The sequence below is a fragment of the Pseudoalteromonas caenipelagi genome (assembly GCF_013140855.1).
Lineage (GTDB): Bacteria > Pseudomonadota > Gammaproteobacteria > Enterobacterales > Alteromonadaceae > Pseudoalteromonas > Pseudoalteromonas caenipelagi.
This window is the reverse complement of sequence record NZ_JABBPG010000001.1, coordinates 18,115-38,613: the sequence shown is the minus strand read 5'-3', so window position 1 is coordinate 38,613 and position 20,499 is coordinate 18,115. Positions and strand designations below refer to the sequence as shown.

General features: G+C 42.0%; 20 protein-coding genes. 14 read left to right on the top strand and 6 right to left on the bottom strand.

What is annotated here, in order from left to right; all coding sequences use genetic code 11:
- Positions 1-82: 82 nt before the first annotated feature.
- From xthA to rlmA, 3 genes are read left to right on the top strand one after another with little or no spacing between them, the layout of a single operon-like run.
- Positions 83-892, top strand: coding sequence for an exodeoxyribonuclease III (gene xthA / locus HG263_RS00160; RefSeq protein ID WP_171624073.1), 810 nt, complete (start codon positions 83-85; stop codon positions 890-892).
- A gap of 20 nt (positions 893-912) precedes the next feature.
- Positions 913-1,521: an energy-coupling factor ABC transporter permease gene (locus tag HG263_RS00155; protein WP_246239848.1), complete on the top strand. Its 609-nt coding sequence runs from the start codon at positions 913-915 to the stop codon at positions 1,519-1,521.
- Positions 1,518-2,327 (top strand): 23S rRNA (guanine(745)-N(1))-methyltransferase, encoded by an 810-nt coding sequence (rlmA, locus tag HG263_RS00150; RefSeq protein ID WP_171624071.1) that lies wholly within the window; start codon positions 1,518-1,520, stop codon positions 2,325-2,327. The genes HG263_RS00155 and rlmA overlap by 4 nt, the downstream gene beginning before the upstream one ends.
- A gap of 23 nt (positions 2,328-2,350) precedes the next feature.
- On the opposite strand, the gene yfbV is transcribed toward rlmA, so the two are convergent.
- The gene (gene yfbV, locus HG263_RS00145) at positions 2,351-2,797 is read right to left on the bottom strand and encodes a terminus macrodomain insulation protein YfbV (protein ID WP_171624070.1); all 447 of its coding nucleotides are present in this window, start codon (positions 2,795-2,797) and stop codon (positions 2,351-2,353) included.
- Positions 2,798-2,948: 151 nt separating this feature from the next.
- Here yfbV and HG263_RS00140 point away from each other — a divergent pair, with 151 nt between their 5' ends.
- The 7 genes from HG263_RS00140 to HG263_RS00110 all read left to right on the top strand — a co-directional run bounded on the left by HG263_RS00140 (position 2,949) and on the right by HG263_RS00110 (position 9,462).
- A complete protein-coding gene (locus tag HG263_RS00140) occupies positions 2,949-4,145 on the top strand; it encodes an acetate kinase (RefSeq protein WP_171624069.1) in 1,197 nt (398 codons plus the stop codon).
- 1 nt (position 4,146) lies between these two features.
- Positions 4,147-6,303: a phosphate acetyltransferase gene (pta, locus tag HG263_RS00135; RefSeq protein WP_171624068.1), complete on the top strand. Its 2,157-nt coding sequence runs from the start codon at positions 4,147-4,149 to the stop codon at positions 6,301-6,303.
- An 87-nt stretch (positions 6,304-6,390) separates the two neighbouring features.
- On the top strand, positions 6,391-6,771 hold the full coding sequence (locus tag HG263_RS00130; protein ID WP_171624067.1) for an ACT domain-containing protein: 381 nt from the start codon (positions 6,391-6,393) through the stop codon (positions 6,769-6,771).
- Positions 6,772-7,272: a PTS glucose transporter subunit IIA gene (locus HG263_RS00125; protein ID WP_171624066.1), complete on the top strand. Its 501-nt coding sequence runs from the start codon at positions 6,772-6,774 to the stop codon at positions 7,270-7,272.
- A gap of 20 nt (positions 7,273-7,292) precedes the next feature.
- Positions 7,293-7,640: an ArsC family reductase gene (locus HG263_RS00120; protein ID WP_171624065.1), complete on the top strand. Its 348-nt coding sequence runs from the start codon at positions 7,293-7,295 to the stop codon at positions 7,638-7,640.
- Positions 7,637-8,779, top strand: a complete 1,143-nt coding sequence (dapE, locus tag HG263_RS00115) for a succinyl-diaminopimelate desuccinylase (RefSeq protein ID WP_216628320.1) — start codon at positions 7,637-7,639, stop codon at positions 8,777-8,779. Before HG263_RS00120 ends, dapE begins: the two co-directional genes overlap by 4 nt.
- Positions 8,780-8,787: 8 nt before the next feature.
- Positions 8,788-9,462 carry a M15 family metallopeptidase gene (locus HG263_RS00110; RefSeq protein WP_171624064.1) on the top strand — a complete coding sequence of 225 codons (675 nt, stop codon included), beginning with the start codon at positions 8,788-8,790 and terminating at the stop codon, positions 9,460-9,462.
- A 32-nt stretch (positions 9,463-9,494) separates the two neighbouring features.
- Here HG263_RS00110 and HG263_RS00105 read toward each other — a convergent pair whose 3' ends face one another.
- Together HG263_RS00105 and HG263_RS00100 are read right to left on the bottom strand one after the other, a co-directional pair.
- Positions 9,495-10,712 (bottom strand): pyridoxal phosphate-dependent aminotransferase, encoded by a 1,218-nt coding sequence (locus HG263_RS00105; protein ID WP_171624063.1) that lies wholly within the window; start codon positions 10,710-10,712, stop codon positions 9,495-9,497.
- A 90-nt stretch (positions 10,713-10,802) separates the two neighbouring features.
- Entirely contained in the window at positions 10,803-11,147 is a 345-nt protein-coding gene (locus HG263_RS00100) for an Hpt domain-containing protein (RefSeq protein WP_171624062.1), read from the bottom strand.
- 115 nt (positions 11,148-11,262) lie between these two features.
- Between HG263_RS00100 and HG263_RS00095 the strand changes: the two genes are divergently transcribed.
- Both HG263_RS00095 and HG263_RS00090 read left to right on the top strand, forming a co-directional pair.
- On the top strand, positions 11,263-11,856 hold the full coding sequence (locus tag HG263_RS00095; RefSeq protein ID WP_171624061.1) for a tRNA-uridine aminocarboxypropyltransferase: 594 nt from the start codon (positions 11,263-11,265) through the stop codon (positions 11,854-11,856).
- A 2-nt stretch (positions 11,857-11,858) separates the two neighbouring features.
- The gene (locus HG263_RS00090; RefSeq protein ID WP_171624060.1) at positions 11,859-12,653 is read left to right on the top strand and encodes a CLCA_X family protein; all 795 of its coding nucleotides are present in this window, start codon (positions 11,859-11,861) and stop codon (positions 12,651-12,653) included.
- Here the strand turns inward: HG263_RS00090 and HG263_RS00085 are convergent.
- The 3 genes from HG263_RS00085 to apbC all read right to left on the bottom strand — a co-directional run bounded on the left by HG263_RS00085 (position 12,613) and on the right by apbC (position 16,900).
- A complete protein-coding gene (locus tag HG263_RS00085; protein ID WP_171624059.1) occupies positions 12,613-15,087 on the bottom strand; it encodes an EAL domain-containing protein in 2,475 nt (824 codons plus the stop codon). The genes HG263_RS00090 and HG263_RS00085 overlap by 41 nt on opposite strands.
- A gap of 142 nt (positions 15,088-15,229) precedes the next feature.
- A complete protein-coding gene (dcd, locus tag HG263_RS00080; RefSeq protein WP_171624058.1) occupies positions 15,230-15,823 on the bottom strand; it encodes a dCTP deaminase in 594 nt (197 codons plus the stop codon).
- 3 nt (positions 15,824-15,826) lie between these two features.
- Complete coding sequence (gene apbC, locus HG263_RS00075; protein WP_171624880.1) at positions 15,827-16,900, bottom strand: iron-sulfur cluster carrier protein ApbC; 1,074 nt, start codon at positions 16,898-16,900, stop codon at positions 15,827-15,829.
- A gap of 170 nt (positions 16,901-17,070) precedes the next feature.
- Between apbC and metG the strand changes: the two genes are divergently transcribed.
- Positions 17,071-19,098, top strand: a complete 2,028-nt coding sequence (gene metG / locus HG263_RS00070) for a methionine--tRNA ligase (RefSeq protein WP_171624057.1) — start codon at positions 17,071-17,073, stop codon at positions 19,096-19,098.
- 222 nt (positions 19,099-19,320) lie between these two features.
- Positions 19,321-20,496, top strand: coding sequence for an efflux RND transporter periplasmic adaptor subunit (locus HG263_RS00065; RefSeq protein ID WP_171624056.1), 1,176 nt, complete (start codon positions 19,321-19,323; stop codon positions 20,494-20,496).
- Positions 20,497-20,499 lie beyond the last annotated feature (3 nt).

Here is a 20,499-nt window from a genome sequence, read left to right as displayed (position 1 = left end):
CTGAAACAGCAAAACAAAATCTTCTAAATACAACTAATGCACCAATGACAGCAATATCACTAGTATAATAAGGTAGTTAAAAATGAAAATTATCTCTTTTAATATCAATGGACTAAGAGCGAGACTCCATCAACTTCAAGCTGTGATTGACAAACATCAACCCGATGTTATTGGTTTACAGGAGATCAAAGTACACGATGAAGCCTTTCCTGTTGAAGATGTAGAAGCGATGGGCTATCACGTTCATTACCATGGTCAAAAAGCACATTACGGCGTCGCTTTACTCTCAAAAATGCCAGCTAAGCAAATCCAAAAAGGCTTTTTAAGTGATACTGATGAATCTCAAAAGCGTATGATTATTGGTACTTTTGATAGCCCATCAGGTAAAGAAGTAACCATTATGAATGGCTACTTCCCCCAAGGCGATAACATCAATCATGAGACAAAATTTCCGTATAAACGCCAATTCTACGCCGATCTCATGAGCCATTTAAATACCCAATGTGATAATGAACAAGCACTTGTCGTAATGGGCGATATTAATATTTCTCCGACAGACTTAGACATTGGTATTGGCGAAGCCAATCGTAAACGCTGGCTAAAAACCGGTAAATGTTCATTCCAACCTGAAGAACGCCAATGGCTAGATACACTTTTAAGTTGGGGTTTTAAAGATACGTTTAGAGAGCTCAAACCTGATGATACCGAGCAATATTCATGGTTTGACTATCGTTCTCGCGGCTTTGACGACAACAGAGGGCTTCGTATAGATGTGATCCTAGCCACCGATACATTAATGCAGCATTGTGTAGAAAGCGATATCGATTATGAACTGCGTGGGATAGAAAAGCCATCTGATCACGCACCTATTTGGGCAACATTTAATATTTAATAATGTGGTTCTCGATAGTGATGGCAGCCCTTTTTGCTGCCACAATCAACAAACAAGCTTACTCTACATTACTTGCTCGCCCTGCTAGACAAACCGGAGTGTTTGCCTGTGCGCTGTGCTTGGCATTGCTGTGGCAAATAAAAGCAGGCATATTAGAACACCTCAACATTCATATTCTAGGGCTCACAGCAGTCACTTTAATCATGGGCTGGCGACTGGCTTGTCTAAGTGGACTCATGGCCAGCTTGTTGCTTATCTCTTTTACTAAAATGTCTTTTGAGCAACTGCCGGAGTTTCTAACTTTAAGTGTTTTTATCCCCATTTACATAAGCTATGGCCTGTATTTATTGTGCTATAAGTTTCTGCCGAGGCATTTTTTTGTCTATATTTTTGTGTGTGCATTTTTGTGTGCAGGTGCAGTAGGTGCGACTAAAATACTTATCAGCGGAGGTTACTATTACTTATCTGGCCTGTATGACCTAACCACACTAAAAGAGAATTACATATTCTATGCTGTTATCATGTGGTTCCCTGAAGCTATGCTAAATGGCATGTCCATTACATTACTTATTACCTATCGCCCTCATTGGGTTAAAACTTTTTACGATCAGGAATACCTTAACAAATGACTTTACTGTATCAGTGCCCTTTGTGCTCAGCGGCACTTTCACAACATAAACAAAGCTTATGTTGTGAAAATCGTCACCAATTCGATTTTGCCAAAGAAGGTTACGTTAACCTACTCCCAGTACAGAATAAAAAATCTAAGCAGCCGGGAGATAATTTGCAGATGGTGCAGGCTCGACGGGCATTTTTTGCCACTGATCACTATGTTTTTTTACAACAAGCCATCGTAAACCTGATAAAAGGCTATCAGCCTAATATGGTTATAGATTTAGGATGTGGAGAAGGGTTTTATACACAGGCTGTTGCAAACGCACTAGCCAACCAAACAGAAAGCCAAGTATATGGTGTTGATATATCCAAATCAGCGATTAAATATGCCGCTAAACGCTATAAAAATGTGAATTTTAGTGTCGCATCAATTAAACAAGCCCCTTTTCCAAGCGGCACAGCAGATGTTCTACTGAGTGTATTCGCGCCCGTTTTTGCAAACGAATTACATAGGCTATGTGCCGCCAGTGGCACAGTATTAATTGTAAGTCCAGGGCCTAAGCATTTATTTGAATTAAAACAGTTTATCTATGATGAAGTGCAGCTGCACGAGCCGATAGAAACGCCTAAAGGCTTCGTTTTAACTAATCACACGCTAGTTGAAGAAAAACAAAAAATCGAGTCACAGGTTATTGAACACTTAATACAAATGACCCCTTTCGCATGGAAATTTAAAGATACCCATTACCAAATGCTCAATCAGCATGCCAGCCAAGATGTTACACTGTCTTTTTATCTAAGCGAATTCAAACGAATCTGAACACTCTCAGCAGCTCTTGCTGATTAGAGCTGCTCTTTTGTGAATGCTTTATCCATTTTATCGAACATATCTGTAAGTAATTTTGCAAGATCTCTGTAACGAGGTTTTCTCGACGATATGGGCCTGTCGTAACCATTGGCAACCATTTTGTCATAAAGCTCATTGTACCAAAAACACAGTGACGGGTTCAGTGGTGTCTCACAACGTTTCCCAAGCCACAGTAACCCTTGAACAGGTAAAGATAAAAAAAACAAAGCGATTGCTATTGCTTGTGGAAGGTATTGCATTCCCAGCTGACTGGTTTGAAAAAACACCGTAAAAATTGCCAAAATGGGCATCACAGACAACGACATTTCTGTCGCTTTAACTACTCTAAATTCCGCAAACATAGGCGCAAGCTCTTTGCGCATAGGCCACTCCTTTGCGTATTGGCGTCCAAGCTGCACTTGTGAAATAAGACTATTTTGCATCATCACTCCTAGGTGCTAACTTTTAAGTAAAAATTCGGGTAAAATTACTAATCACTAAGTCAATTATACCTTTGTATAGCGTGTAGCTTATTCGCCACTATGCCTTAAGCTTAATATGCGTTTACTGTTATTGTCAAAACGGAAAGTCATTATGTCATCTTCCCATGTTCTGGTTTTAAACTGTGGTAGTTCAAGTCTCAAATTTGCCATCATTGATATTGAATCTGGCGCTGAAGTGCTTTGTGGCTTGGCTGAATGCCTTGCCGAGCAACATCCGTTAATCAAATACAAATACGACGGCGCCAAACAAACGATCACTTTAAATGAAGGTGATGCGCACCAAATCGCAATAGCTCGATTGGTTGAACTCGTTAAACACCTTGGCCTAGATGAGCAGCTAATTGCCGTGGGTCATCGTGTTGTTCATGGCGGAGAGCACTTTACCCACTCAGTATTGATAGACGATAACGTACTGCAAGCAATTAAACAAACTAGTACGCTGGCACCACTTCATAACCCAGCGAACCTTTTGGGTATTGAAGCGGCAAAAACTGCATTCTCAACATTGCCACAGGTAGCAGTTTTCGACACGGCATTTCATCAAACAATGAAACCGCAAGCCTTTTTGTATGCCTTGCCTTACTCTCTATACAAAAATCACGGTATTCGCCGCTACGGGTTTCATGGTACTAGCCACTATTACGTATCGACCCAAGCGCATCAAATCTTAGGGCTAGATAAAAATAACTCTCGCATTGTAAGTGCCCACCTAGGAAATGGTTGCTCAGTCACAGCTATTAAAAATGGTCAGTCGGTAGACACAAGTATGGGTCTCACACCATTAGAAGGGTTGATGATGGGCACTCGCAGTGGTGATATAGACCCCGGAATATTCGCGTTTTTAGTGAATCAATTAAAATACTCGCCAACGCAAGTAGACCTTTTGCTGAACAAACAAAGCGGATTGCTTGGGATCAGCGAGCTTTCTAACGACTGTCGTACCATTGAGGAAGCGGCAACAAATGGTCACGAGCAGGCAAAACTGGCGCTAGACATATTTTGCTATCGCCTTGCTAAGCAAATCGCCGCTTTTGCCGTACCTCTTGCGGGCCTTGATGCGCTTATTTTCACCGGTGGGATCGGTGAAAACTCAGACGTGATCCGCAGCAATGTTGTATCCCAATTAGAATTTTTAGGCTTGCAGTTAGATAATAATAAAAATCTTGCTGCGCGATTTGGCCAGCAAGGGGTGATCACTTCAAGCAATAGTCCATGCGCAATTGTCATCCCTACTAACGAAGAGTGGGTCATTGCAACAGATTCCGCAGCCATAGCAAAGGAGCAATAATATGGGACGTCGTATTATGCTCATCCCAGTATCAACTGGAGTCGGCTTGACATCTGTATCGGTCGGCTTAGTTAGAGCGCTTGAACAAAAAGCAGTTAAAGTTAACTTTTTCAAACCCATCGCTCAACCTCGTAAAGACGAACAGGGGCCAGAAAAATCTACCCTGATTGTTAAGCAGGGTTCAGCCGTCAATCCCCCGCTACCGTTTGAACTAAGCTATGCAGAGCAAATGATCGGAGATGGTAAAGGCGATGACTTACTTGAAGAAATCGTAGAACGCTTTGAAAGTGCTATAGCCGACGATGAAGTGGCTATCATTGAGGGGATGGTCCCTACCCGATTACAGCCATATGCTGGGAGAGTGAACCGTGAAATAGCACAAACGCTCGGAGCAGATATCGTATTTGTGCTCACACCAGGGAACGACAGCAATGAACAACTCGAAGATCGCTTAGAAATTGCCGCCGGTAATTATGGTACGGTGAATCATACGCGCGTATTGGGCTGTATTTTTAATAAAGTGAATGCACCACTAGACGAGCAAGGCAGAGCGCGTGCCGACTTGGTGGATCAGCATCAACCCGAAGCACTTGAAAACGAAATGCATCGCCTTGCGTCGTTACCTATTTTTCGTAAACACCCGTTCATGCTGCTGGGGTGTATACCATGGGATTTTGACCTAGTTGCACCACGAGTGATTGACTTAGGTAACTATCTCAAGGCAGAGATAATTAACGCTGGCGATATGGAACATAGACGTTTACGCCGCGTCACATTTTGTGCAAGAACGGTATCAAATATTCTTAATCACTTTACTCCTGGGGCTTTGCTCGTCACGCCAGGAGATCGTTCAGATGTACTAGTTGCCGCTTGCCTTTCAGCAATGAATGGCACCAAGATAGGCGCCATACTGCTAACAGGCGGGTTCAAACCAGAGCCTCGCATTATGACTTTATGTGAGCAAGCAATGGAAACTGGCTTACCAATCCTTGCAACAACAGCCGACACTTGGCGAACGTCACTGTTATTACATAATTTTAATATGGAAGTACCTAGTGATGATGAACAACGCATCGATAAAGTAAAACAGCATAATGCAAGCCATATCGACTCAGATTGGTTAGATCAACTAGCAGTCGGGGTGGCCAAAACACGCAAGTTATCACCACCAGCATTTCGCTACTTACTTACTGATTTGGCACGTAAAGCCAATAAAACAATTGTTTTACCTGAGGGCAACGAGCCCCGTACAATTAAAGCAGCTGCAATATGTGGTGAGCGAGGCATTGCAAAAACAGTACTACTTGGCGAGCGCGAAGAAATCGAACGTATCGCAGCTCAACAAGGTGTTGAACTAAATGACAATGTAACTATTTTAGAGCCGCAACAGCATATTGATAAATACATAGCACCTATGGTTGAACTGCGTAAAGGCAAAGGTTTAACTGAAGTTGTTGCGCAAGAGCAATTACAAGATAACGTGGTCCTTGGCACCATGATGCTCGCATTAGATGAAGTGGATGGTTTGGTGTCGGGCGCGGTGCATACTACTGCAAATACCATTCGACCGCCTTTGCAGTTAATAAAAACAGCTCCAGGTTCTTCCTTAGTCAGTTCAGTATTTTTTATGTTGCTACCTGATCAGGTGTTGGTTTATGGCGACTGTGCGATAAATCCAGATCCAAGTGCAGAGCAATTGGCTGATATCGCTATTCAATCTGCTGATTCAGCTGCAGCATTTGGGATTGAGCCTCGAGTTGCAATGATCAGCTACAGCACAGGTACATCTGGTCATGGGGCCGATGTTGATAAAGTTCGCGAAGCAACAAAGTTAGCGCAGCAAAAAAGGCCTGATCTCGAAATTGATGGACCACTACAGTATGACGCAGCAATCATGGAGAATGTTGCCAAGAAAAAAGCACCTGATAGCAAAGTGGCAGGTAAAGCCACCGTTTTCGTATTTCCTGATCTAAATACGGGTAATACAACATACAAAGCGGTACAGCGAAGTGCCGAACTGATCAGCATAGGCCCAATGCTGCAAGGTATGCGCAAACCTGTAAATGATTTGAGCCGCGGTGCACTAGTAGAAGATATTGTCTACACAATTGCGCTTACAGCAATACAAGCACAACAAATCTCTGATCAACAAAGATAATTATCTACAAGCCAAGGTTTTTAAGGTTAAACTTACTAAACTCTTGGCTATACTATTTAGATTAAACTTATTGGAAAGAGTTAGAGCATGTCAAAACAAACGCTACAACTGCTCAGCCAAACGTTTACCATTCACAGCCTTGATTGTGATGCGAATATTCCTCGCGAGGTGGTAAATGCCAGTATTTTTTTCATTGCCAAAACAGAGGATGAGCTATCTATTGTATGCCCAAGTACCATCAAACTCGACAGCTTTGCAGCGGAGAATGATTGGCGAGTATTGGAAGTCATAGGCCCGCTCGGGTTTTCATTAACTGGTATTATGGCAAATATTTCTGGTGTGCTGGCAAAGGCACAAGTATCAATCTTTTCCGTGTCAACTTACGATACAGACTATATACTGGTAAAGCAGCAGCAAATTGACACCGCTATAAAAGCGCTCAAAAAAGACGGATATCTGGTTCTATAAATGCAATTTTCTAAAGCAGTCGCCTACGCCCCCATCACATCGCTTAACAATCTCTTTATGAACCTAGCAAGCCCTTTTACCGGTAAGGTCCTCCCTCTTGACGTACACCCAGAACCCCTATTTTCAACCGGGATACTAGGAAGAGGCGTGTGTGTCGAAATGACGGGCAACAAAGTGACATCGCCAGTTAGCGGAACTATTGAACAAATAAAGCGAAAAGGGTGCGAATTTATTATCGTTGCAAATAACGGTCTAAAGCTGCTGGTTCACGTACAACTCCCCAGTGAATACGCATCTGTTGACAGACAGCCTATTAATGCATTTGGCAAAGAGCAGGTCGAGCAAGGAGAAGTCCTTACTTATTTCGACTTACCAACATCGCAAATAAAAATATTGGGAACGCTCATAGTGCTCAATGCAGATAAGCTAGGACCATGTTATTATCCTTTAAAACAAGTGAGTGCTGGGCAAGACCCCCTACTCACCCTAACCAGAAAGTAACCAACATAAGGCCATAAACAATGACCATCATGTACGGTATCCCAAACTGCGATACAATAAAAAAAGCAAAAAAATTTCTTACCGATAACAACATTGCATTTAACTTTCATGATTATAGAAAAAACGGGTTAGATGAAACCTTGCTTGATACTTTTTTTTCACAGTTAGGATGGGAAAATGTACTTAATAAACGCGGTACGACTTATCGCGCTTTAACTGAAGAACAAAAGCAAACACTCAATGAGCACACAGCAAAGGCACTTTTACTAGAAGCCCCAGCCATGATTAAACGCCCTATACTCATACATAATGACAAATATTACCTAGGCTTTAAAAAAGAGCAGTATCAAGAGATTTTTTCTCTATGAGTAAACATATAACGAGTGACGTTGTAAAACTCGCCCAGTCCTTGATCCAGCTTCCTTCGGTAACACCAGAGGATGCGGGATGTCAAAAACTGATGAATAGACGTTTAAGTGCTATTGGCTTTGATATAGAAGAGCATTTTTTTGTAGATACCCTTAACACTTGGGCAAGAAAAGGCAACTCGGCCCCCCATTTTTGCTTTGCAGGCCATACAGATGTTGTACCAACGGGCGATGAGTCTGCATGGCAATATCCGCCATTTGACGGTCAAATTCATGAGGGTATGCTTCATGGACGAGGGGCTGCAGATATGAAAGGCTCTTTGGCTGCAATGATTGTCGCGACAGAGCGCTTTGTTGAAAAGCATCCTGACCATAAAGGGTCTATCTCTTTTTTAATCACCTCAGATGAAGAAGGGCCTTTTGTCAATGGGACAACGCGTGTCGTTGATGTGCTCGAAGCGCGTGACGAGAAGATAGATATGTGCTTAGTGGGCGAACCGTCATCGCGCTCTTCCCTTGGAGATGTAGTTAAAAATGGACGCAGAGGCTCTCTAACTGGTCATCTAAAGATAAAAGGCAAACAAGGCCATGTCGCGTATCCTCATTTAGCCTCCAACCCGATCCACAAAGCTGCGCCTGCTTTAGCCCAGCTAAGTGAAACAGTTTGGGACCATGGTAACGACTACTTCCCTGCCACCAGCTTTCAAATTTCCAATATTCAAGGTGGGACTGGCGCAGGCAATGTAATCCCCGGTGTTTTGTACGTACAGTTCAACTTCCGTTTTAGTACAGAAGTAACTGAGCAAGAGTTACAAGACAAAGTCCACGATATTTTGCGTGCCCACCAACTCGAATACGAAATCGAATGGAAATTAAATGGTCTGCCTTTTTTGACAGAGCCCGGCCCATTATTAGACGTCACTCTGGCTGCAATCAAAGAAGTGACAGGGACCATTGCAACGCCAGAAACATCAGGTGGTACCTCTGATGGGCGTTTCATTGCGCAAACTGGCTGTAAAGTTATTGAGTTAGGGCCGCTCAATGCAACCATTCACCAAGTAGATGAAAGTGTGAGCATTGAAGATCTAGATAAACTGGCGCTTATCTATGAACTCATACTTGAAAAATTGCTCACTTGAGGAGAAGTATGGACTATTCCCAAATCGCATGTGGGCTCGTTGAAAGCCATTTAACCGATTGGCATGGTAAATCAGTTCATCGTGATATCGTCAATGATTTGTCTGAACTGACACAAGCTGCGAAGCAGGCTGGGTTCGATTTGCGTGTTGCCTCTGGTCACAGAAACTTTGAACGTCAAGCGGCTATTTGGAATGGTAAGTTTGCCGGGCAAAGACCTGTATTCGATTTACAAGGAAGAAAAATAACGCTAACTAAACTAAGCGAGTTTGAAAAATGCCAAGCAATTATGCTGTTCTCCGCCCTACCTGGAGCCAGTAGGCATCATTTTGGTAGTGACTTAGATGTATATGCTAAAAACTGTTTAGAGCCGACTCAATCTTTGCAACTTGAACCTTGGGAATATGATGCTGGTGGCCCTTTTGCCGAGTTTAACCTCTGGCTAGATGAACACATACTAGAGTATGGCTTTTTTCGGCCTTATGCGTGTTTTCAAGGAGGAGTCGCTCGTGAACCATGGCACATCAGCCACCTCAGCGTCGCCTCACTTCTAGAGCAATACCAGAGCATTGACAATATAGCTGCGACGCTAACAGCTCATGATGTTTTAGGCAAACAATGTATTTTGCACCACTTGCCTGAGCTATATCGTCAGTATATTTGCAATATCACGCGACCCGCTTAACGGGTCGCAGCATACAGATGCCTGTCGTTTTCCTATGCTTGACGATAACTTGCGAAAAACCGTTGCATACGTGCCATTGCAGGCTCTAGTTCATCTTTATGGGGTAGAAATACTAACCTAAAATGGTCCGGCTCAGGCCAATTAAAGGCACGCCCATGTACTAACAAGATTTTCTCTTCTCGTAGCAAGTCCAGCATCATTTTTTCATCGTTTTTAACATTAAACTTAGCTGTATCCACTTTGGCAAAAGCGTATAGTGCGCCTTTAGGTTTTACACACGACACACCATCAATGTTATTTAGGCCTTCATATGCAATGTTACGTTGCTCAAAAAGGCGACCACCTGGCTCAATCAGAGCATCAATCGACTGAACCCCACCAAGTGCCTGTTGAATTGCAAATTGAGCCGGAACGTTGGCACACAAACGCATAGATGCGAGCATGTCTAACCCAGTAGCTAAGTCGCTCATTGCGCTCACTTTGCCACTTAAAATCATCCAACCCATACGTAACCCTGCAGCACGGTATGTTTTTGCCAAACCATTAAACGTGATCACCGGTAAATCGTCACACATTGCCGCTATGGACGTGTGCTCAGCGCCATCGTATAAGATCTTTTCGTATATCTCGTCAGACAAAAGTAGCAACTGATGCTCGCGTGCGATATCAATTAACCCTTGAAGCAATGTTTTATCGTACACCGCACCGGTTGGATTATTTGGATTGATTAATACCAATGCTTTGGTTTTGTTGCTTACCTTTTTCTTGATATCCTCTAAATCAGGAAACCAGTCTTGTTGTTCATCGCAGCGATAATGCACTGGTGTGCCACCTGCAAGTTTTACCGAGGCAGTCCAAAGAGGATAGTCTGGTGCTGGAATAAGCACTTCATCGCCATTATTGAGCAATGCCTGCGTGGTCATTTGGATCAGTTCACTCACACCATTGCCAATGTAAATATTGTCTACACTGATATGTGGTAACGATTTTTGTTGGTAATGTTGATATACCGCGACTCTGGCAGAATACAACCCTTTTGAGTCGCAGTAGCCTTGAGCTGAATATAAATTACGTATGATGTCGCGATGCATATCCTCTGGCATATCAAAGCCAAACGCGGCTGGATTACCTATATTGAGCTTTAATACTTTAAGCCCGTCTTCTTCCATTTTTTTTGCTTGAGTTAACACCGGTCCACGGATGTCATAGCAAACACCGTGAAGTTTGTTACTTTTTGTGATTTTTGTCATTTATCCCCCCATTTCCACCGCTTAGCATAGCCCAATTAGGCTTATGAAAACTAGGGGGATAAAACAAGATATTGATGATATTTTTAAAAGTTATGAATTCATTGAAAGCCACTGTAATAATTGAGACTTTGAGCCAACCACTTGTTCAGTAATTATCTCCATATTTTCAGTTACAGTCTCCTCATCTCCTTTGATTAAGCCCAGCTCTATTGCTCTTGCTGTACTACTCAAACTTATTGCGCCAAATTGGGCGGCGTTCGATTTTAAGCTATGGGCATGACGAATCGCTTCTTGCTTGTCTGAGTCTAGTGCAAGTTTAAGATCGTTCTCCAGCCTTTCAAACTCACTACAACAAAAAATCAAAGTATCTTCAAACTGCTCCCCTAGCAAAGATTGCATACTTTCCAATGCCTCATTATCAATACTTACACTCATAAAGTTCCCTTCCAACAGGTTATTGTTACTAATGCTAGACAATTCGCCTTTGCTTAGCAAAACAATTTGATATTTATGATAACATTTATTACATGACTTAGATTTAGAACAAACAATGAAAAGAAGTTGCTGCCCTAAATGCCATTACCCAAACACCACTTGTGTTTGCCAATATATCAGCCCCCTCATAGCGAACAATACCAAGATTGTCGTGTTGCAGCATCCAAGTGAAGTATCTATTGCCAAGAACACCGTGCGGCTGCTTACCCTGCAACTATCCAACATTGACGTATTCACTGGTGAAAGTCCCGCGGATTTTGAAAACGCAAAACAACTTATCGAAAATCGCCAATGTGCTCTGTTATATCCCAGTGAACATGCTATTTCAGTTCAACAACTAAGCAATCAACCCAAACAAATTGATACGTTGGTTGCTATTGACGGTACTTGGAAAAAGGCACATAAAATTCTGGCGCTTAATCCATGGCTAATGAAACTTCCCGCAGTGACATTTGCAAAACTTCCGCCTAATCAGTATCGAATTCGTAAAGCTGAGCAGGAAAACAGTTTGTCTTCTCTAGAGGCCGTCGCTTTGTTTTTAAATGAATATGAACGTATAGATCAACAACCTCTGTTAGCCTTGTTAGATGGTATGATTGCTGAACAAATTAAATTTATGCCCAGTCACGTCAAAGCTAGGTATGAATAATAATGGCTCATATCCCTCGGATAACTTCAGGGTTTAAACGACAAGGCCCAGAGTATCGCTTTGGAGATCAGACAGACTTCCATGAAATTAAGCACACGTTTGGTTTCAAGACAATTACAATTGGTAGTTGGGTTACTCCTACAGAGCAACGACTAGGCGCAAATTTAATTTATGATGCCTTGGCAGATCTTGCACAAATACTTCAAGTACCTCCATTTGTGATCGGCCTTAAAGGTACATTAAACTTTGCACTCGGAACTGGTGGCCAACTTGGCGTGCAAGCGCATTATAATGCGTCAACAAGAACTTTAGCGCTGGCAAAAAATGCAGGGGCTGGCGCACTTGCCCATGAATGGTGGCACGCATTTGATCACTATATTTGTAAACATGTTTTCTCACATTCTAGCGCTCATTCATTTGCATCAAGTTTATGGCTACAACACCCCTTGAGCAATAACCACCCACTCAATTTGCAACTTGCCAAGTTTTTCAAAATGATTCTTTTATCGAGCAAAGGAGATAAACCAAGTCAATTCTTTGAGCATGCTAAGCAACTAGATAGCCAATATGGCCTGCTTTATTTCAGTCTCCCTCAAGAATTGAGTGCTCGGGCTTTTGAATCATGTATTGCTTACAATACTTCAATCAGCAATGAGTATTTAGTCAGTGGCGTTAAAAACAGCGAACTACAACAGCTAGGTGGATTCCCAGACTTAGCGCTTAACACCGTCCTTTCAGAAACAATCTTTGACTATTTTAAAGCGTTAGGTATCGCTTTACATCATCACTCTGGCTGACTTTGTATAACCATTGCAAATACTCATCAAATGCTAGAGGTTTTGCAATAAAGTAGCCTTGTCCATAATCGCACCCATAGTGTTGCAAACGAGTGTAACTTTCAACACTTTCAATACCTTCAGCAACAACTTTCAAACCCAAACTATGCGCCATATCTGACATAGCTTTAGCAATAGTTTGGTTACTTGTGGAGGTTTCAATATCCATAATGAACTGTTTATCAATTTTTAGCTCGTCAAACCCCAAACGACTTAGATAAGCCAATGATGAATAGCCAGTACCAAAATCGTCAATTGCCAGCTTAACGCCTACACTACGATAATCGTCAAGTACATTCTTCAGGTTGCTTTCATTAGCAATAGTCACTGATTCGGTGATTTCGAGTACTATTTGTGACGGGTTCAAGTTAAGCTCATTAACTAACGTAATCAAATGCACTAACAACTCTTTTTTTGCCAAGTCTTTACCTGACATATTCAAAGATAAAACGTGCCCCGGATACTGTTCTATCAGTTGCTTTTGGTAGTTAAGGCCTTTTTCAATTACTAGCTCCGTCAGAGCATGAATCAGTCCCGACGATTCTGCAATAGGAATAAATTCATCTGGTGGCACTTGCCCTAATTTAGGATGAAACCAGCGTAATAAGCCCTCTGCTCCAAACACTTTACCCGTCGCCAGATTTACCTGAGGCTGCAAATACAAACTAAATTGGTCATCATCAATCGCCTCTTTTATAGCCGATGATATTCTCATTCGTCGCTCAGAAATAACAGAATTAGCAAGGTCGAATATTTGCCAACGGTCACTATGTTCTGCTTTTGTTGACAGCGCCAACATCGCTCGTTGTATTAAACCCTCTGCTGTTTTAGCATGTATTGGAGAGTGAGCAACGCCGACTTCTATCTCATCCACAAGCCGAGTGCCTTTGTACTCTATTCCATCTTCAAATACCCCCGATAAAATGCATACATATTGCTCTATTTGGCTCAAAGACAGCTTTCCAAGCAAGGTTATGCCGAACGTGGTGTCATCCAAACGAAATATCTCTGTTTTAGTTGCCGTAGTGTCGCTGAGTGTGACTGTGCCATAGGTATCCAGTTGCAAATACAATTTACTGATTAATTCATTTAGGTGTTTGTTTGCTTGCTCAATACCGATGTTCATACGTATCGATTTGATCACCAAAGGCCTAAAAAGTAACAAGGTATGATGCGTATTGCCTTGCGCTAATTTCCGTAAGTGTTGATTCAAAGCAAAACGATTCGACAACCCTGTGTCAGGGTCATGCAGACTGTAAAATACTATGCGCTCTTTGTGTTTTTTATCATTTATAAAAACATGAAACATCAATAGTAAAATATGAGTAGCAATTGCTAGTCTGCTGATTTCCAACATTTTCCCATTAGCAATAATACCTAATTGCACACCAATCCATACAAGGCCCAGTGTTAACATTGGTAACCAAGCGCCTGCCATCAACCAAATATCTTCTTTAAATTCTCGTCTCATATGGTAGTACATCGCTATCAACGCAGCGCTCGTAACTAGGCAAGCCAATGCTTGAAATTGATTTGATAAAGACGCTTGTATACCAAAAGAGATCACCGCGATCGCTACAAGCGAGCCAGTAATTCCCCAAATTACGTACGAAAGTGTATTTTTATCTCTCATGGATGAGAAATATGATTGCTGGTACGCCAAACAACTAGCACACGCTAATATCAGCCAACTACCATTAAATGACGCAATAGCCTTCCCGACCCCCACAGGTAAATAGAAGTAAATACTGCCATTATTAACACTGCATTGAATCGCTAGCAGGCTTATATAAACGCCGAGTAAGGCTAAGTGTTTCCCCTTTGCTAGTAAAGCCATAGACACTAAAGACAATGCAACAAAGTACAATAACCCTAATTCAATACCATACCAAAACAGCAGTGTTTGACTGTGCTCTTTAAAATCCACCTCAGACATAATATGGTAATCAAATTTAACTGTATAAGGTGCTCGCAAATGAATATAAACTTGAGTGTTAGGCTCTGCGCTTTGATACGTGATGTGAGGAGAGATACTTTGCAACCGAGAGACTGAAGAATTATTTTTGGGAACACTGACCTTTTGGACCACCTTGCCTTGCTTTACTAGATAAAGTTCAAGAAGGCTATTAATTGGCTTATCTAAATATATCACTTGAGAAGATTTTGATGCTGTTAGTTGAGAAACATCAACCTTTAGCCAAGTTGACACCAACTTAGGCGCAATAGGTTGCTGCTCTTGTAACGGTGTGAAATCATTTTGGATTTTAATTATGTCGTCAATTGACTTCAGATTGCTAACATCAAGATAAGTAGATGTGGACGAAGCCTGCGAAAAGCAGCTCATTACCATTGTCAGACAGAGCACAATGCCCCGAATGGCTTTGCAGATACCCATCTTAACTCCTTTAAAATTCATCACGCACTTTGCACACGATTACTAATTAGTATGGAAGCTTTCTGAGTTATTGCTAACTAATTAAATATAAAATGGTGGCGATTGCCTTACGCTCTTATACGCCACCAATTGCCTGAGGTTACTAATCGTTATTATTATCAGCACTTATACGACTGGCAACAGCACTATTCTGGCCCTTATATTTTGCATCTTTGCGAATATTGTATGGATTCTCTGCAGGGCTTGTCATTGTTTCAAAACTCAATGCCCCTATTTTCATTTTTGGCCTCAAAGCTAAAGGCAATTTACCTGAATTGTAAAACTCAAGCACAATATTGCCTGACCAGCCTGGGTCGATACGATGTGCGGTAACATGTACCATTAACCCGAGCCGGGCTAATGATGATCTGCCATCCAGCCACCCCACCAAATCAGCAGGTAAAGTCACGGATTCGTAGGTAATCGCGAGTGCGAGCTGACCTGGATGAAGGAAGAATGCTTGACCGTCTTCGAGCACAATTTCGTCACTCATTATCGACTCCATTGCCGCATTGATTTGGTCTTTAGGGCCACTTAAGTCAACATAGGGTGCACCATGATCCTGAAACACTCTAAACTTATTGCCGAGTCTCAAATCTACCGTGATCCCCGAAATCATGTCATCACTGGGAGCCGGCTCTATTAGAATTTTCTTTTCTTCAATTGCTTGTTTTATATGTTTATCTGACAATCTCATTAATCAGTCATCCGTTATGACGATGTCAACAGTTGACGTCGACAGCGCTTGATAATAAAGCATGCTACTTAGAATCTGAGCACATGCTATGTAATGTTCAAAAATGCCTGCATCGTGAGCTAACATTGCTTGTTTATGCTCCGATGCTTCTCTAATTTCAACGTTAAGCGGTATTTCAGCTAACAGTGGCACACCATGTCGCTGAGCGAGTTGCTCTGCGCCGTGCTTACCAAAAACATGACTCTTTTCACCACAATGCGTGCAGATGAAGTGGCTCATGTTCTCTACTATCCCTAAAACTGGTAAATTCACCTTGTTAAACATGGCTATGCCTTTTTGTGCATCTAACAGGGCAAGATCTTGTGGTGTCGTCACAATCAGTGCACCACTTGCGGGCACTTTTTGCGTCATGGTAAGCTGAATATCTCCCGTGCCAGGTGGCATATCGACGATTAAGTAATCAATCTCACCCCACTGTGTTTCGTTAAGCAATTGGCTAAGCGCCTGCGATGCCATCGGCCCACGCCACACCGTTGCATCTTCTGGGGAGACTAAAAATCCGATTGATTGTACCTTAATTCCATCTTTAATAATTGGATTAAGCGTTTTGTTATCTTGTGTTGTTGGTTTTTCATCAGCCACCGAAAATAATGAAGGGATAGATGGCCCATAAATATCCGCGTCAAGTACTCCAACCTGTGCGCCTTGTGCTTGTAATGCGCGCGCAATGTGAACAGCGGTTGTCGACTTTCCTACCCCACCTTTCCCTGAAGCAACGAGTACAATGTGTTTAATCTTTTTATACTGGTATTGCTTTGGCAAGCTGCAAGTTATTGTTACATCAATATGTTTATTAAGTCTTTTAGACAACATATCGCTTAACATATATGCCATACAACTGGCGGCAAACGGCAGTTGCAACACTATTTTTATCGGGCTTTTTTGCACATCAATAGAGCTTATCCAATCAGTTTGAATCCCTAAGGGAAACACACTGTTTTTAAACGACGTCAATTCACTGATGATCTGCTGCTCTATTGGATTATCTTTTTTAAAAAGTTTATTGAGACCAAACATAGAAATAAAACGTACTCTGGTGATGAAAAAGGCCTCGGAATTATGTAACATTCAACCCATTAAAACCAGTCTATTGATGCTTTACATCCAGAGTAAATGGAAAGTGTAAGCTTAAACTAAGCGCTTTGGTTGATAATTAATCACAGCCACGCGACAATTTTGGAAAAGTTATGACGAAGAGAAAAATTCTCATCACGAGTGCATTGCCTTATGCAAATGGACCAACACACCTTGGTCACATGTTAGAGTACATACAAACCGACATCTGGTCTCGCTTTCAAAAATTGCGTGGTCACGAGACATACTATGTATGTGCCGATGATGCTCATGGCACCCCCATTATGCTCAATGCCCAAAAACAAGGGATCACGCCAGAAGAAATGGTTAAAAATGTAAGCATTGAACGCCAGCGCGACTTTGCTGATTTTAACATCGAGTTTGATAACTACCACAGTACACACAGTGAAGAAAACCGCGAGCTAAGTGCACTTATTTATAAACGCTTAGACGCTAAAGGTCATATTAAAAAGCGTACCATTTCACAATTATTCGACCCTGAAAAGAATATCTTTTTACCTGATCGTTTTGTAACAGGTACCTGCCCCACCTGTGATGCACAAGACCAAAATGGCGATAGCTGTGATGCATGTGGCGCCACCTACAGCCCAACGGAACTAAAAGACCCACGTTCAGTGATGTCTGGTGCAACTCCTGTATTAAAAGACTCTGAACACTTCTTTTTCGATTTGCCAGCATTTGAAAGCATGCTTAAAGAGTGGTTGCATTCAGGATCATTACAAGCAGAAATGGCAAATAAACTGGAAGAATGGTTCGCAGATGGTTTACAGCAGTGGGATATAAGCCGTGACGCACCATACTTTGGCTTTGAGATCCCAGGTGCGCCGGGTAAGTACTTCTATGTATGGCTAGACGCTCCCATTGGTTACATGGCAAGTTTTAAAAACCTATGCGACAAAAAAGGCTTAGATTTTGATGCCTATTGGGGTGAAGACTCAGATGCAGAGCTTTATCACTTCATCGGTAAAGACATCATTTACTTCCACAGCTTATTTTGGCCTGCAATGCTCGATGGTGCTCAGTTCCGCAAGCCTACGAATGTATATGCACACGGCTTTGTAACCGTAAATGGTGCTAAAATGTCTAAGTCTAAAGGGACATTTATTAAGGCCCGTACGTATTTAGATCACTTAGACCCTGAGTTCTTGCGTTATTACTTTGCCGCTAAACTCAACAGTGGCATTACGGATCTCGATTTGAACTTAGAAGATTTTGCTCAGCGAGTAAACTCAGACCTTGTGGGCAAAGTCGTTAATATCGCTTCTCGCTGTGCCGGGTTTATCAGCAAAAAGTTTGACGGCAAAATGAGTGAAAACATTCTTGAGCCTGAACTGATGTCGCAGTTTAAGAGTGCCTCAGATACCATCGCTCAATATTATGAGCAACGAGAGTATAGCCGAGCTATCCGCGAAATCATGGCACTTGCCGACAAAGCAAACCAGTTTATCGATGCCCAAGCTCCATGGGTGCTTATCAAGGATGAACAAACACAAGGTCAAGCGCATGATGTATGCTCTGCTGGTCTTAATATGTTTAAGATATTAATGACTTACCTAAAACCTGTATTACCTGGTATGGCAGCAAATGTTGAGCAGTTCTTAAATACACAACTTACTTGGGAAAGTGCCCAAGAATTGCTAACTGGCCATTCTATCAACAAGTTTAAAGCGCTCATGCAACGTGTTGATATGGATAAAGTAACTCAAATGCTTGAAGAGTCTAAAGAGAGCCTAGAAGCGAGCAATAAGCCAAAACTAGACCCAAACAGCCCACTTGCAAAAGAGCCAATCAGCGAAGAAATAGAATTTAACGACTTTGCTAAAGTTGACTTACGTGTTGCTAAAATAGCCAAAGCAGAGCATGTGGAAGGTGCAGAAAAGTTGCTTAAACTGACCTTAGATTTGGGTGGCGAAACGCGCCAAGTGTTTGCCGGAATAAAATCAGCTTATGCACCAGAAGATATTGAAGGTAAGCTGACGGTGATGGTTGCTAATTTAAAACCACGTAAGATGCGTTTTGGTATGTCAGAGGGTATGGTTTTAGCGGCTGGGCCTGGCGGAAAAGAAATTTACATTCTAAATCCTGACGAGGGTTCGGAGCCTGGCATGCGAGTCATGTAACATCGTATCATTATTAAATATTAAAAGGCCCGCTGAGGGCCTTTTTCATATCTGTCTATTGAAATTTGTCTTAAATATTACAAAACTCGTCATTATGTAATGCTTTGTTACAACTTAGGAACCTAAATAAACAACTAGACATATCTTATAGTTTATTATCCTAGCTATCGGTATCAATTTATACCTGATACCTACAACATCAACAGTTGGAAGGAAGATAACGTGGCTAGTAAAAAACAAATATTCTTACCCCTTGCGGTATTAGTGGGAGGCATCGGTGCAGCAGTCGCTTTTTCTGCTATGAAACAGCCCCCTGAAAAGAAATCTGAACAAGTGGTCCACCCACTTGTTGAAGCAAAACCCATCACAGTTGCTCCGATGCAACTGAATGTCGACTCGTATGGACTCGTCAAGCCAAAATATAGCACTGAACTGGTTGCACAAGTGAGTGGCCAAGTTATTGCCGTATCAGATGCTTTTGTAAAAGGTGGATTTGTAAAAAAAGGCGATGTACTTGCCCGTATCGATCCTAACGACTATGAAGCTGCACTAATAGAAGCTGAAGCAAACCTCGCTCGTGCAAGTTCAGCTTTAGAAATTGAACAAGCTCAAGCCCATGTAGCAAAAACTGAATGGCAACGCATTAAAGATAATGCCAACGCAACAATTCCGTCTGAGCTATATTTACGTAAACCACAGTTAGCAGAAAAGTTAGCAAGTTTTCGAGCTGCGCAAGCAAGTGTCAAACGTGCTAAACGTAACCTTGAGCGCACTTATATTAAAGCGCCCTATGATGCTATTATTGAAAGCCGTAACTTAAGTTTAGGCAGCGTGGTTAACGCAGGCAGCCAGTTTGGTGTTTTAAATGCAACGTCTGTTGCAGAAATTCGTCTTCCTGTTGCTGATAACGAATTACAATATTTAGTGAACGGCGGCATTAATGCAAACGTTACCTTAACTGCTCAGGTTGAAGGTAAACCTGCAAAATGGCAAGGGAAGATCGTTCGCAGCGAAGGCGTCATTGATCAACGAAGCCGTATGACATACCTTGTTGCACAGGTAGATAAACCCTACTCTGATAAGCGCACAGCGCTTCGTTTTGGCGCTTATTTAAATGCTACAATCGATGGTAAGACCATTGATAGCGCCGCCGCGATCCCTCAACATTTAGTGAAAAATAACCGCATCGCAATCCTTAACAACGACCAAACATTAAGCTTCAAGCCAATCAATATTGTTCGAGAATATAACGGTCATACCATTGTTGATGCTGGTGTAAACAACGGCGAGCAACTTATTACCTCTGCGCTTGAATATCCTACAGAAGGCATGCAGCTTAGATTAAATGATGCAATGGCTCCTGTAACGGATACTCAGCTTGCGTTGAAAGAGGAGTAAGGT